The sequence below is a fragment of the Paenibacillus sp. FSL R5-0928 genome (genome assembly GCF_037970385.1).
Taxonomy (GTDB): Bacteria; Bacillota; Bacilli; order Paenibacillales; family Paenibacillaceae; genus Paenibacillus_AQ; species Paenibacillus_AQ odorifer.
Genome location: NZ_CP150225.1, coordinates 4,390,273 through 4,403,296, shown reverse-complemented (window position 1 = coordinate 4,403,296; position 13,024 = coordinate 4,390,273). Strand labels below are relative to the sequence as shown.

The window sequence follows — 13,024 nt, the reverse complement described above, 5'->3', positions numbered from 1 at the left end:
ATGGAAGAAATTAAGGATTTTCGTTATCAAATGCGCTATTGGCTTGAAGCCAGCAAAGATGCAAGAATGCGGGGTGATGAAGCTAATGAGGAGCACGCTATTAAGATGTTCCGTCAGAATCGCGACGAATTGCTTTCCGCTTGGAGTAGTCCAGCGGAAAAAGAAGTGTTATGCGGGTAATTTGCGGACAAACGAAAAACAGCCCAACGGGGTAGGAGCCGTGGACTGTAGCTTTAAAAAAATACATTACGGTCAGTTTATCAGTGATTGGAGGAAAAAGCAATTGAAAACAGATGACAAAGAGCAATTTGTAATCATAGGAAGCTGTGCTGATCCGAGCTGTGGGCGATTTATTCTCTCGGGCCAAACCGTAGTACGTCATGGACGTGCACTTTGCTGTAATTATGCTTGTCTTACTCATTACATGTTTAGCGGTGCTCGTCGTGGTTAGTTTTGGCTTTCATCCTGTACCAAAGCCAAAGCACAAGCGCAATAGGCCCACTGCCAAGCAACGGGGAGCAATCAATAAGGACGTTTATACCGCGGCGCTGGAGAGATCCGGTGGCCGTTGCGAACGCTGCGGGCTTGTAAGAGAACTACAGTGTGCCCATCTGGTTCGGCGTTGGAATATCGAAGGTGAAACAACCGTTAAAGATGTGGCTATGCTCTGTGGTCCTAGCGTCAACAGTGGTACATGCCATCATTACATCGATTACACTGCCGAAGGCAAACAATGGGCTATTGATTTTCGCCTATTACTCTATGAAAAGGCAGAAGAGGGATGTGATACGAATGGCTGAGAAGCGTATGCTCAGTAAAGTTATTTCTGTCTCGGAAAAAGTGAATATGCTTCCTGAGATATTTGATATGTTGCTGTTTACATGGATGATCCCTCATGCGGACGACTACGGTCGTCTGCCGGGATCACCAGCAAAAATAAAGGCCCTTGTAGTCCCGATGCTTGACAGATCGCTGCTACAAGTTAAGCAATCTCTCGAAAGATTAGAAGAACAAAAATTGATTCTCTGGTATGAAGCGGGCGGAGATAAGCTTATCCAGATCATTGATAACGAGAAGCATCAACAGGGCTTGAAAGGAAAGAAAGCAAAATACAGTGCCCCTGACAGTCAAATAACGTCAAATGACGGTTATTTATCAGCAAGTGAAAAGGATATCGAGGAAATTATCATCCAGATGCTGTACTCAGGATCATTCTTCAATGAGGACGTCATTATTTCGGTTGAAAATCAATTAAGAGTAGAGAATTCATACATTGATATTCTTGCGACTGGGGAAAGCGCGCGTCGATATTTGTTTGAAGTTAAACGACAGAGGTTGTCCAATGCTTCCATAGATCAAATTGTTAAATACCGCGATATGCTGGGCGGTCCACCAGCTGCGTGTCTGTTGATTGGAAACGGGTTGTCTTCTAATTTTGATCTCAAGAAGTGTGAGGAAGAACAGATAAATGTGCTCATCTATGACGATTTGCTTAACGTTGATTGCAAAATGTTATTTAACGTTAAATGCCGTTATCCGCTGTTACTTTCTAACAGAACTGAACTGAACAGAACTGAACTGAACAGATCTAGAACAGAACAAGAACAGAACGGAACAGAACCCATCATCGAAGCTTCGCTCGATTCTGGAGAAGATGAAATACTTTTTGGTAGTGGTCCTCTTCCATCAGTTCCTGATGCTTATAGGATGTTTGAAACAGAGGGATTCGGAACAATCAGTGATGTGATAAAGGATCGGCTCAACGATTTTATAAAGGAATATAGTGAGCGCTGGCTTTGTGAAGCTATGAAAAAGGCTGTTCTTGCTGGAAAGCGAAGTTTGAATTATGTCGGAGGCACATTAAAGAACTGGAGGGCAGATGGTATTGATGAACCTTGGACCAAGGAGAGTCAGCCTGCTTCCGGTGGCGGTTATCGATCCGGACGTAATGGCGGTCAAAGCGGAAAACAGCAAATTGAGATCACTAAAAATGATCTCACTCCACCAACGCCGGAAGAGATTGCCTTACAAGAAAAGATGATGGCAAAGCTTAAGGCTAAAAAGGAAGCAGAAGAGAAAGAGCGACAAGAAAAACGGGATAGAGGGGAGGGGTTGAACCATTGAGGACAATGTGCTCAGTACCTTCCTGCAAACTGGATGCAACAACAATATGGGCTACTGTTCCAGTTTGCCGCCACTGTCGAGGTATCATCTTTCAGGAACAAATTGATTATTACAAAGGCAAGATCAAGGAATATGAACGTTGTAGATATATCCGTATTCGTCACCTAACTCCGCTGTGGCCGATCCTTAAACGGGAGTTGATGTCCCTTGACGGATCATAACAACTGGTTGACCCGCTCCGAGGTTGTAGCATGCGGGAAGCCGGTATATGTCACTGGTGGATCAGGCTGGAGGCCAGAACGTCCAAAAGGATGGATATTGCTACCCCGTTACCGTTGTGCAGAGCTAGGAGCTCACGTTGAACCGGGAGAACAGCCAATAGCTTATCTACACGTCCGTAATGCTATCCCACCACATAGTTACGCTCCGCTCTATGTAAGATCATCAGATCAAATTGATATAGGTAGATTAACACGAGCTGAGATGGTCGATGTGGAGCGGGAGCTGCTATGATCCTTGTTTGCTTGGAATGTGGTCAGGATATGAGAGAGATTAAGCAAGATAAATACTGTTGCCCAGCTTGCCAATGGGAGGCGGAGCAGTTATCAATCGAGCAGCTGCGAAAGGGGAAATCTCATGAACTGGAAAGTAGCTACTAGACAAGAACTATATACTGTACTCCAAGAGACTAGAGCGCATCCATTGGACAAGCAGGAAGCCCAGCAAGAGATTCTCCGGCGCTGTCGTCCTAAGTGGGGAAAGGTACAGTATAAGCTCAAGAGAAGCGTCGCAGGGAAGCAATCCTAAAGATCAATTAATTCATATAACAACTAACAAAAGTTATTTATTAAGGAGGGCTAAAAGTGAAGGCTATTTCCAAAAAAGCAGCAAGCAATCCTAGACTTTATCGATAAATACTCTTTTGAATATCAATATCCGCCAAGTTTACGTGATATTGCAGTGGCAATGGGGCACCAGTCGATATCAACAACCCATGCTTTTATTGAGCGCTTGGAAAACAAAGACCTTCTGAGTTGGAGGAGACACCAACCAAGAACCATTGTGCTTACTCGAAAAGGAATGAATCGGGTAACTAAGACAAGGGCATCCAAGATAAACACAAAAGCTGATGATTTGGCGAATGATTATTCGAGCGGAATTCATAAGGAGGCATAACCAGTATGAGCATGAAGGTCATTACAATAATCCAGCCCTGGGCAACGCTTATAGCTCTTGGCGAGAAACAATTTGAAACACGTAGCTGGGCTACAAAGCATAGAGGTGAGTTGGCAATCCATGCTGGCAAGAAGATCAATAAGGAAGCCTGTCGGGAACCTGAAATCCGCAAAGCGCTAGAGCGACATGGGTATACGGAAGATAACCTTCCTACTGGTGCAGTGGTGGCAATATGCAATCTTACAGAGTGCTGGGGAGTTATCGGGATAGCAGATGTTCCGGTCAAAGAAACTCATGTTTTGAGCGCCGGGAATCGAATGTTCGGGATGACTCGAGCCATTAAAGAATTTCATTTTGGTGATTATTCTGAAGGTCGCTACGCCTGGGAATTGGCAGACGTTAATCAACTGCCCGAGCCTATACCAGCCAAGGGACAGCAAGGTCTCTGGAATTGGGAAGGAGTGCAGCTATGAGTGAATCAGGAAAAGTTTCCTTACCAACACCAGAACGGATAGAAGAGAAGAAGCTTAAAAAGGGTGATCGTGTCGTAATGCACACTTGCATTGAATCCGAGGAAGAACCGGGAAAGATATGGACGTGCAAGTCAGATCAGTTTACGCGAGGAAAGGGAGTATTTGCACAGGATTCTGTATTCCTCGAAGGGTACAGTGGATCATTCGCACCTGAATTTCTGCAAAAGGTCGTTTTACCTTCAGAGGATGAACGTATGCTGGCTGCTCTAGAAGAGTCACAACAACAGAAAAAAGAAGACAATATTGAGTTAGTCGAATGGGAAGAACGGTATACCACACTTCAGCGGACTTACAGAGAGTTGGACATTAGCGCCGGGGAAACATTGGAATTACTTCATGAAACAGCCCGTTCACTGGCAGAGACACAAAAAAGATTAAGAAGTGAAACGTATCACTTAAAAAACGCAAATTATCTACTTGAACGTGCAAACAAAAAACTAGCAGAGTCGCAAAAACTAATTAGAGATTTGAAAGAGGAAAAAAGCAAAATATTCGCGGTACACGATGAACAATGTGTTAGGTCGTCTGAGTATTACAACGAATTGATATTTGTTAAAGGGAAACTGGCAGAGGCACAGCAGACCATAGTAAAAATACAAAAACGGATAGATGAACAAGTATGTTGGACAGGTGAAGACGGAAAAGAACTTGCAGGTGATATTGAAAAAATAATTTCGACGGAGGGTAAGTCATGACACAGGTAAAGGATATGACAGACCAGCAGCTTAACCGGGCGTTGGCGGAGTTGATGGGATGGAATGAATTAGTTGAATACGATGATGGTGCAGTATATGGATTCCCACCTGATGATAGATGGTCAAACAGAGTACCTTCCTACTGCAATGACTCTGCTGCCAGTCTGGAGGTAGAGAAGTCCGCGATTGTAGCAAAAGCTGTTGAATACATGCGTAATCTGGCTGCGATTAAATGGGGTAGACAGGACACCGAGGAAATGACTGAAATTTCTTTAGTAGGAGCCGCTGATTTGCACACCGCCAGCCCCCGAGAGAGGGCAGAGGCGGCATATATCACGCTAAGTAGTGTTAAAGAGTAGTCGACGCATACGGTTCACTAGAAGGGAGGTACCGAAGTGAAGAATAAAATCATTCATGGTGACTGCTTGGAGATCATGCCTAGTATACCTGATAAGAGTTTCGACATGATCCTCTGTGATTTGCCTTACGGTACCACAGAGAACGCATGGGATTCAATAATCCCTCTAGACCGGCTGTGGCAACAGTATGAACGATTGATTAAGGATGGCGGAGCGATTGTCCTTACTGCTCAGACACCATTTGATAAAGTGCTTGGGGCCAGCAACTTGCGGCTGCTCCGGTATGAATGGATATGGATCAAGAGCAACGGTACCGGATTTCTAAATGCTAACAGAATGCCGTTGAAGGCCCATGAGAACATTCTCGTCTTTTATAAGAATCTGCCGACTTATAACCCCCAGAAGACGCAGGGGCATAAGCCAGTCAATAGATACAAAAAGCATTCCAGTGATGGCAGCAATTACGGTAAGACAATCATCGGTACCGAAGGCGGCGGGCAGACAGATCGGTATCCGGTCGATGTTCTTTACTTCCCGCGAGACAATAAACGATATCACCCGACACAAAAGCCAGTTGCGCTGTTCGAATACTTGATCCGCACTTATACGAACGAAGGTGACTTGATTCTAGACAATTGTATCGGAAGTGGGACGACAGCCATAGCTGCAGCATCGCTGAATAGGAACTTTGTTGGGATTGAAAAGGAAACGGAGTATATATACATCGCTAAAGAAAGGCTCAAGTGCATTCAGACGCAATTATGCTGAACAGTTTGAAGATACAGGGACATAGAGGGTTAATAGCCCTCCTCTCCCACAAGGAGGATATAAGAGATGAATGAGTTAGTAAAAACTCAAGAATGTCCATTTTGTGGAAACGAAGTTGATGACTATCAAGCCGAATGGGAAGATGGCACACATGAAGTAAAGTGCGACTCCTGCGGAAAGGAATACTCGGTAGAGACTGAATATGAGTTTCTTGGCTGGAGGATAGAGAAGATATGTACAGGCTGCGGTAGCGTAGAAAGTGAATGTTTCTGTGATGAACCTGATACTGGGGAGGAAGCCCAATGACACAAAGGGACTGGCAAAAGGATATGGACTTGGTTCAGGGCACAATTAAGCACGATGCATTTCCTGCTTGGACAGAACCGATGCTTTACTGGCTCCAAGAAGCCAAAGAGCGCGGAGAACGTGAACGGCAGCTGAAAGAGGCGCTAGAACTTATGGTGTTCATGTTCAGATACGACTCAGAAGAAGGTCGGGCATACATGAACTTTGGTGATTTCGAAGAAGTTCTAGAACCGGATGATAACGCGGCGTACATTTCTGTAAGTAATCTGTTACGCACCCTTTACCCAGATACCCCAGCACCCAAGGAGGGCGATAACCAATGACCCTCACAAGGGAAGAGATACTGGCGATGGAGCCGGGACCGGCATTGGATGAAATCACTGCAGAAATAGCATGTGGACGAAAAGTGCGTATGTTGAACGAAGTGACCAATAACTCATTTAAACCGCAATACGATAAAAAGGTAATAGATGAAGGTGCTGGAAGGTACAACATTATTCCGCGATACTCTTCGGACATATCCGCAGCATGGGAAGTGCTGGAGAAATTCAAACAGTATTCCGTGATGAAGGCTGCAGGATGGGGCAAGGAATATGACTGCCGCATATGGGTGGGTATCACCGGAGATCAGTGGTCAGTACAAGCGAAAACGGCGTCTGAGGCGATATGCAAGGCAGCACTTTTAGCAGTACTTGGATTATAACGGACGTCAGGCCTCCGAAACGACCGCAATACTTAGCGTAGCGGAGGCCGCAGGGCTGGATGAACTTATAAGGGGGCTGAGACAATGCAAACGGGAAAAACAAACAGAGGATTCGCCATTATAGAATTTGATGATTTATACGGAGACAAATGCTCAATACAGAAATCTTCCTTGGCTACAGAGGATGCTATATGGATCGGAGTCAGTGATGCCAATCCGCAAATCATGGCGAGCCAAACGCCGCAAGGAGGAACGGGCTGGGTGCCGTATACCATACCGGAGGGCGTATTGCTGAGCACCAGGATGCACATTAATCAGGATCAGGCTAAAGAAATAATCAAAATACTGCAAAGATTCGTTGATACAGGTGACATTTAGGGGGCTGAGACCCCAATCAAAGGAGACGATTAGATTGAGCAGTGTCCCAAAATATCGCGCGTGGTACAAACCATTAGGTGTTATGATTCAGCCAGAAAATCTGGTAATGATTAATTTCGATACTAAAGTACTGGGCGTATATATGGAAATGGACGGAAAGGGATACCACGTACTGAGGATGTCGGACTTCGAACTAATGGAGTATACCGGATTAAAGGACAAGAATAAACGGGAGATTTACGCAGGAGACATCCCACGTGATCCAACTGGTATAGGAGAAATAGAGTGGGTTCAAGAGCATTGCGCGTACATGGTGTTCACCAAAAACCCGAGTAAATACCACCATTTGGAGTCAGATGGAAAGCTGTTACAGACTGAAATCATCGGAAACATCTACGAGAATCCAGAACTAATAGAGGTATAAGGGGGAGAAGAGGATATGAGCGCGGTACCGATTACTTTCGAGGAATGCTTAGCTCCTCCGTCAAAGGGTAGAAAGGCTGTCATCACTAATCGAGGTATGACTTTCGAGTGTGCCAGGTGTGGTGTGGTGATGAAGCCACTGTACAAGAAAGATTTCCGAGCAGCAAAAGGTTCTGTTCATCAGATTTGTGAGTGCGGATGTGATAACCACATATTGCAAGGTGTCGGGTATACCTGGTGTGACTATGAGGCTTTCAAGGAAAGGGAAAGAAAATTCGCGTTGTATCAAAAGCAGGAACACGGTAAATAAACGGCCGTCAGGCCATCGAGTCAGACCGAATAATCCCAGTGAAACGGGGGCCCGATAAGGGTTTAAGGCTTATCTGCTCCCCATAAAGAGAGGAACAAGACAAATGAACTGGATCAAGCAACTATTTTGCAGACACGACTATCAGCCGCATACCAAACAATCAAAGTTTCAAAATCTCAGCGGAGATCGGATCTATCATATTTGCATCACATGCTGAAAGCACAAAGGATCGGAGTTTAGAGAACATTAATCGAGAGAGGGGCAAAACAATATGAGTGAACGATTAATCTCAGCAGACAAACTCATGCAACACATACTAGATAATTGGCAAATGGAATGTCATGCAGGAACGGATGATTCAAGGATTCGTGCAGAGGTATGGGCAGAACTAAACGACTCATTGCATTCCGGAATATTTAATCCCGCTCCAATACAGAAAGATACTCAAGCGGAGGTAAGGTAATTGAGAGTGAAAGAGGTACAAGCAGCGTTAAAGGCAGGAGAGCGTTATTTTAAAGACTGGAAGCTAACTGAGCCGGTTGAGGTTCTATCTTGGGGAATGGCTTGGGTTCGGTACACAACGCCAAGCATGAAAGAATTCATATCAACCAATATTAGAACATTTGCACTCAGCATAGACAGTGTGTATAAGCCGTCAGAATGATCTCAATTAGGAGGGACATAAACCATGATAATAAAAACAACTCAAGACCTATCAACATCATATGGACGCATAGTCTCGGGGGTATCCTTCAGAGCTCAAAAGGAGCGGGACGGATTCAAGGTTACACTCGGGGAATATAACGGTATCCATATACCGGGTAAGTCAGCAATCATACTAAGTGACGTTAAGATAGATGAAAACGGAAATCGTAAACGTGGCAGCCGTTATGACTGATACCGAACTATTAGTAAGTTATATAGACACTAAATCTAAGCTTAATAAACAAATAGCGCTGTTAGATTTACAATTAGATCCATTAAAAGATAGATTGTTGGATGCAAAAGATAAACAGGAGCGGGTTGCTATACGGTCACAAATGCAACCAATAAAGATGGAAAAGAACGCATTGGCAGCCAGCGTAAGTGATTTAGAATACAGCATTGAGTGGATGCAGACTGGTTACCCACCAGGATATCGCAGACCAATGGAGCGGAGAAGCATTTCCCAACGAACGAAGGTGTGGGATCCACAATGGATGGAACATCTCACAGCATATGAGTTTGAATTTGAAGTTGCTGAGGTAGGAAGGCAACTTACCAGAGAGGAGGAATGGATGATTGAGGATGCGCTCCGCAATCTCTCAGAGCGCGAGCGTCAATGTTATGTACTCCATCATGCAATAGGGTTGTCGTTACAGAGTATTGCAAATGAGATGGATATCAAGAAGGGATCGGTTCAAGTGATGTTGCGGCGTGCAGACGAGAAGATCGCATTCAACAAAGCGAATAACCTGTTTCTGCTCTGCATGTGATTTCTTGTCTTACGGTTGCCACCTATAGGTATAAGCTATAAGTTGTAATTGTTTAATAGTTTTGTTTCGGGTAAAGAGTCGTTGAAAAGCGGCTCTTTTTTTGTATTCCAGAGAAAGGAGTGATGGTCTGAATAAGCACATGAACATCCTGTTACAGCTGATCTTTATAGCAGCTATTACATTAACCATATGGAATGGTGTTGAGGGAGTAAGGCTAAACCAACGGTATGAGAGGTCAATAGAACGACATGAGCGAACTGCCAAGCAATATGAGCAAGGCACATCAGATTATCTCCAGTATCTTGAGCGTACCAAGCAGCAGATTCAGGAACGAATAGATAAGAAAGGATGGAGTCAATGAGTACTGAAAGAAATAATAAGGCAATGCCAGCCATTTGTAACGAAGGTTGTAATAAACAGTTCGAGGTGAACGGCTTCCAGACAGCAAGACTACCAGGAGCCATAGAGAAGACGTACTTCATCTGCCCACACTGCAAGCATGAGTATGTGGCTTTCTATACAGATCTGGAAGTAAGGGAGCTACAGGCAAAGATCAGACGGGTACAGACTAAGCTTCAGAATCCAAGAGTTGATCAGGCTGAAACGTTGAAGCAGTTCAAATATATTCAAGACCAGATCAAGGCAGGAATGGACAGGGTGAGATTAACGATTGTGAGAGGGTGAACTGGCTTTGGAAACCAATGAACCACGAGTGATGAAATACAGATGTATTGAGTGCAGGCTGATTCATTATGATACAGGCAAGAAAGACGGCATTACGTGCAAGTGTGGAGGAATGCTTGAGCCGCTCGGCTGGGTAGACCTGAGTGGGCTTGATAAAAGCAGTAATCCAAAAGAAAGGGTGAAGGCAATGTTAAGAGTACAGACCACAGCAAGTATGGGAGAGCACTACATTGAGCGCGTGCTGGAGGTAGAAGACATCAGTACACTATCAGTTGAAGAAAGAGCAGCCATCATTGATGGCGCTATTGGCCCTATATCCATTGATGAAGAAGACAATGGAATGAATGATTTCTTGTTCGACGGTGAAAAGGTAGAACCTCAGAGTGGAGCGCCAAGTACTGTAGGTGATCTAAAAGTAAATATCACTGCTAACACCACTGGTATAGAGACAGCCCTTGAAGAGGTGCGTGAGCTGCTGTCACGTCCACTTTCTGACTATATATCAGTATTAATCGGAGATGGGTACGGCTCTTAAAACAGTTCACAATGATTGGAGAGAGACCTACGATCATGAAGGAGTATAAAACCCTTGAACAAAAGCGGAGATTCTACGACAGCAAGGAATGGAAGCAGATTCGAGAAGAGGCAAAGCAACGAGATAATTACGAATGCCAACCGTGCAAGCGCCGAGGCCTTGTAAGGATTGACACCAATGAATATAGCAAGTCAGCAAAGCGCAAAAAAATTCAGTTGGTTGTCCATCATATCCAAGAGCTTGAGGATCATCCTACATTAGCACTGGAGATTGACAACCTCGAAACAGTCTGTGTGGATTGTCACAACAAAGAGCATGGCCGGGAGTTTGAGAGGAATGTGAACAAGTGGGAAATGGACGAAAAATGGTAGTATAAATATATATTACTATTATTTAACAATTATACCCCCCGGTCAAAAAGTTTCGATTTTATTTGTATTTTGCGCACCGGCTGCCAACTGTTTTGTCGAGTTTTTTGGCTTATCGCATGTAACTGTTGAATTGTAAATTGTTGGAAATTGTTATAAGAAAGGAGGGTGACTCAATTGGCCGCCGTAAACAGAGTCACAATACGGAAAAGGATTGAGAAGGATTTAATGAATCAGTTGAAGGCAAATGGTTTGGTTGTGAATTATCATAAGGATCTAGTTCAGGATTATTTGTCCTTATGGGATCTTAAGAATAAGCTGTTTGACGATATACAAGATACCGGTATTAAAATCTCTGGAATGCACGGACCAAAGTCAAACCCTTCAATTAACGATTTGCACAAAACCAACGATCGGATGATTAAGATTTTGGATGCACTCAGTTTGAATATACCTAAAGTCGAATTAAATTCGAATAAGGACGAATCAAAAAGTGATTTAGTATGATTCGGCAAAGGTATGTAGATGATTACATTGTTCTGTATGAGGAAGGCAAAATCAAGTTTAATGAAGAACGAATGTTACTGATTGAATACTTAAAGCGAGATGTACTGTCTCGTAATGACTTGTACTTTGATGATAAGATGATTGAAAATTGTATCAAATTTGCTGAGAAGTGGTATTTTCCACTGCAAGCATTTCAGAAGTTTTTGATTGCATTTGTCTTCTTGTTCTTTAAAGAAACTGATAGGGTATTCTATCGAAAGTTTCTTTGGATGATGGGGCGCGGCGGAGGCAAAAACGGACTTATTACTGTAGTTTGTCACTTTCTTATTAGTGAGCTGCATGGGATACGGGAATACAATATTTCTGTAATTGCTAACTCGGAGGAACAAGCAAAAACATCAGTCGAGGAAGCTGCCAAGACCATAAAACGCGAACCGACGTTATTAAAACACTTCAAACCTACGGCTATGCAAGTGCTGTCCAAAAAAATGGACAGCATTTTTAAGTTCCGTACATCGAATGGCAATACCAAAGACGGGTTGCGAGATGGGGCTGTTGTTTTTGATGAAATTCATTACTTCGAAACCAACGTCGATGTACGAGTGCATATATCCGGTCTTGGTAAAAAGAAAAACCCGCGGGAGTTTTATATTGGAACTGACGGATATGTGCGCGAGGGATTCTTGGACAAATTCAAGGATAAAGCGTTGAAGGTCATGAAAGGTGAGGCAAGAGCTAATTCTGTTTTTCCCTTCATGTGCAAGCTTAATGACGAGAAAGAAGTCGATGACCCCGAATTATGGGAACTGGCCAACCCAATGTTAAGTGAACCACGGAGCGAATACGCCCAAGGTCTATTTGATACGATCAAGGAGGAATATGAGGATTTGGCGGATGATCCGTCGAACCGGGAAGAATTCATGACAAAGCGCATGAATTTGCCTCTAACGGATTTGGAAAAGTCAGTTGCGAAGTGGGAGGAGATCTCCAGCACGAATCAACCATTGCCTGATCTTGAAGGGAGGGAGTGTATTGGCTGCTTGGACTTCGCGCAAATTCGAGACTTTGCTGCTGTCGGACTTGTATTTAAGCATGATGAAAAGGTGCCATTTATCACGCACTCCTTCACTCGGAAAGAGTTTGTCGATAAATATTATGGCTACTCGATGCGAGAAGTTGAGACGACTCAAAAGTTCGCCCCCATAAAAGATTGGGAGTCCCTTGGTCTACTAACGGTGCTGGATGAGGAAATGATCAATATGGAACACATCGTTAATTGGTTTGTGACGATGCGACTGAAATATAGCATTACGAAAATCATAGGCGATAACTACCGCATGGAAATGCTAAAACCGATGCTGGAGGCTGTCGGTTTCGAAGTTGAAGTCATCCGCAGACCAGAAGCTATTCACGGACTCCTGGCACCCCGTGTGGAGATGTATTTCTCTAAAGGTATGTTTGTGTGGGGAGATAACCCGTTAATGCGCTGGTACACGAATAACGTACTTGTGACAATCAAAAAGGACGGGAACAAGATATACGGAAAGAAAGAGCCGATCCGTAGAAAAACGGACGGATTTCAGGCTTTAGTTTGTGGGCTCTATCGGATAGAAGAATTGAGTGAGACCAATGTCTCTGATTCGTTGGAAATGCTCGAAGCCTTGAATTTCTAAGAGGGGG

The 13,024-nt window shown here is 43.9% G+C and carries 25 protein-coding genes and 1 pseudogene; all 26 read left to right on the top strand.

Going from position 1 to position 13,024, the window contains the following annotated elements; translation table 11 throughout:
• The 26 genes and pseudogenes from MKZ16_RS19805 (at position 1) to MKZ16_RS19680 (ending at position 13,017) form a co-directional block, all read left to right on the top strand.
• Positions 1-180: a hypothetical protein gene (locus tag MKZ16_RS19805; protein WP_076316306.1), complete on the top strand. Its 180-nt coding sequence runs from the start codon at positions 1-3 to the stop codon at positions 178-180.
• 200 nt (positions 181-380) lie between these two features.
• Entirely contained in the window at positions 381-800 is a 420-nt protein-coding gene (locus MKZ16_RS19800; protein ID WP_339814601.1) for a hypothetical protein, read from the top strand.
• Between the two features lie 46 nt (positions 801-846).
• The gene (locus MKZ16_RS19795; RefSeq protein WP_339815955.1) at positions 847-2,124 is read left to right on the top strand and encodes a DnaD domain protein; all 1,278 of its coding nucleotides are present in this window, start codon (positions 847-849) and stop codon (positions 2,122-2,124) included.
• Positions 2,121-2,345: a hypothetical protein gene (locus MKZ16_RS19790; protein ID WP_339814598.1), complete on the top strand. Its 225-nt coding sequence runs from the start codon at positions 2,121-2,123 to the stop codon at positions 2,343-2,345. Before MKZ16_RS19795 ends, MKZ16_RS19790 begins: the two co-directional genes overlap by 4 nt.
• Complete coding sequence (locus MKZ16_RS19785; RefSeq protein WP_339814595.1) at positions 2,332-2,637, top strand: hypothetical protein; 306 nt, start codon at positions 2,332-2,334, stop codon at positions 2,635-2,637. Before MKZ16_RS19790 ends, MKZ16_RS19785 begins: the two co-directional genes overlap by 14 nt.
• 123 nt (positions 2,638-2,760) lie before the next feature.
• The gene (locus MKZ16_RS19780; protein WP_339814593.1) at positions 2,761-2,931 is read left to right on the top strand and encodes a hypothetical protein; all 171 of its coding nucleotides are present in this window, start codon (positions 2,761-2,763) and stop codon (positions 2,929-2,931) included.
• Positions 2,932-3,015: 84 nt separating this feature from the next.
• Positions 3,016-3,300: pseudogene (locus tag MKZ16_RS19775) on the top strand (hypothetical protein); the annotation flags it as partial.
• An 11-nt stretch (positions 3,301-3,311) separates the two neighbouring features.
• Positions 3,312-3,773 carry an ASCH domain-containing protein gene (locus MKZ16_RS19770; RefSeq protein WP_339815953.1) on the top strand — a complete coding sequence of 154 codons (462 nt, stop codon included), beginning with the start codon at positions 3,312-3,314 and terminating at the stop codon, positions 3,771-3,773.
• On the top strand, positions 3,770-4,528 hold the full coding sequence (locus MKZ16_RS19765; RefSeq protein ID WP_339814592.1) for a hypothetical protein: 759 nt from the start codon (positions 3,770-3,772) through the stop codon (positions 4,526-4,528). Before MKZ16_RS19770 ends, MKZ16_RS19765 begins: the two co-directional genes overlap by 4 nt.
• On the top strand, positions 4,525-4,887 hold the full coding sequence (locus MKZ16_RS19760; protein ID WP_339814589.1) for a hypothetical protein: 363 nt from the start codon (positions 4,525-4,527) through the stop codon (positions 4,885-4,887). Before MKZ16_RS19765 ends, MKZ16_RS19760 begins: the two co-directional genes overlap by 4 nt.
• Before the next feature lie 36 nt (positions 4,888-4,923).
• Entirely contained in the window at positions 4,924-5,655 is a 732-nt protein-coding gene (locus MKZ16_RS19755) for a DNA methyltransferase (protein ID WP_339814586.1), read from the top strand.
• Between the two features lie 66 nt (positions 5,656-5,721).
• Positions 5,722-5,961 (top strand): hypothetical protein, encoded by a 240-nt coding sequence (locus tag MKZ16_RS19750; RefSeq protein WP_339814583.1) that lies wholly within the window; start codon positions 5,722-5,724, stop codon positions 5,959-5,961.
• Complete coding sequence (locus MKZ16_RS19745; RefSeq protein ID WP_339814580.1) at positions 5,958-6,284, top strand: hypothetical protein; 327 nt, start codon at positions 5,958-5,960, stop codon at positions 6,282-6,284. The genes MKZ16_RS19750 and MKZ16_RS19745 overlap by 4 nt, the downstream gene beginning before the upstream one ends.
• A complete protein-coding gene (locus tag MKZ16_RS19740) occupies positions 6,281-6,664 on the top strand; it encodes a hypothetical protein (RefSeq protein WP_036684271.1) in 384 nt (127 codons plus the stop codon). Before MKZ16_RS19745 ends, MKZ16_RS19740 begins: the two co-directional genes overlap by 4 nt.
• A gap of 84 nt (positions 6,665-6,748) precedes the next feature.
• Entirely contained in the window at positions 6,749-7,042 is a 294-nt protein-coding gene (locus MKZ16_RS19735) for a hypothetical protein (protein WP_339814576.1), read from the top strand.
• A gap of 34 nt (positions 7,043-7,076) precedes the next feature.
• Positions 7,077-7,466 carry a YopX family protein gene (locus MKZ16_RS19730; protein WP_339814573.1) on the top strand — a complete coding sequence of 130 codons (390 nt, stop codon included), beginning with the start codon at positions 7,077-7,079 and terminating at the stop codon, positions 7,464-7,466.
• A 15-nt stretch (positions 7,467-7,481) separates the two neighbouring features.
• Positions 7,482-7,775 (top strand): hypothetical protein, encoded by a 294-nt coding sequence (locus MKZ16_RS19725; protein ID WP_339814570.1) that lies wholly within the window; start codon positions 7,482-7,484, stop codon positions 7,773-7,775.
• A 463-nt stretch (positions 7,776-8,238) separates the two neighbouring features.
• Positions 8,239-8,439 (top strand): hypothetical protein, encoded by a 201-nt coding sequence (locus tag MKZ16_RS19720; RefSeq protein ID WP_339814567.1) that lies wholly within the window; start codon positions 8,239-8,241, stop codon positions 8,437-8,439.
• Between the two features lie 24 nt (positions 8,440-8,463).
• The gene (locus MKZ16_RS19715; RefSeq protein WP_339814564.1) at positions 8,464-8,673 is read left to right on the top strand and encodes a hypothetical protein; all 210 of its coding nucleotides are present in this window, start codon (positions 8,464-8,466) and stop codon (positions 8,671-8,673) included.
• Positions 8,666-9,250: a sigma factor-like helix-turn-helix DNA-binding protein gene (locus MKZ16_RS19710; RefSeq protein WP_339814562.1), complete on the top strand. Its 585-nt coding sequence runs from the start codon at positions 8,666-8,668 to the stop codon at positions 9,248-9,250. Before MKZ16_RS19715 ends, MKZ16_RS19710 begins: the two co-directional genes overlap by 8 nt.
• Positions 9,251-9,389: 139 nt before the next feature.
• On the top strand, positions 9,390-9,611 hold the full coding sequence (locus MKZ16_RS19705) for a hypothetical protein (RefSeq protein ID WP_339814559.1): 222 nt from the start codon (positions 9,390-9,392) through the stop codon (positions 9,609-9,611).
• The gene (locus MKZ16_RS19700) at positions 9,608-9,934 is read left to right on the top strand and encodes a hypothetical protein (protein WP_339814556.1); all 327 of its coding nucleotides are present in this window, start codon (positions 9,608-9,610) and stop codon (positions 9,932-9,934) included. Before MKZ16_RS19705 ends, MKZ16_RS19700 begins: the two co-directional genes overlap by 4 nt.
• Positions 9,935-9,941: 7 nt before the next feature.
• Positions 9,942-10,469 carry a hypothetical protein gene (locus MKZ16_RS19695; protein WP_339814553.1) on the top strand — a complete coding sequence of 176 codons (528 nt, stop codon included), beginning with the start codon at positions 9,942-9,944 and terminating at the stop codon, positions 10,467-10,469.
• Positions 10,470-10,504: 35 nt separating this feature from the next.
• Positions 10,505-10,840, top strand: a complete 336-nt coding sequence (locus MKZ16_RS19690) for an HNH endonuclease (protein ID WP_339814550.1) — start codon at positions 10,505-10,507, stop codon at positions 10,838-10,840.
• Positions 10,841-11,014: 174 nt separating this feature from the next.
• Positions 11,015-11,344 carry a P27 family phage terminase small subunit gene (locus MKZ16_RS19685; RefSeq protein ID WP_076316320.1) on the top strand — a complete coding sequence of 110 codons (330 nt, stop codon included), beginning with the start codon at positions 11,015-11,017 and terminating at the stop codon, positions 11,342-11,344.
• Positions 11,341-13,017, top strand: a complete 1,677-nt coding sequence (locus MKZ16_RS19680) for a terminase TerL endonuclease subunit (RefSeq protein ID WP_339814546.1) — start codon at positions 11,341-11,343, stop codon at positions 13,015-13,017. The genes MKZ16_RS19685 and MKZ16_RS19680 overlap by 4 nt, the downstream gene beginning before the upstream one ends.
• The last annotated feature ends 7 nt before the right edge of the window (positions 13,018-13,024 follow it).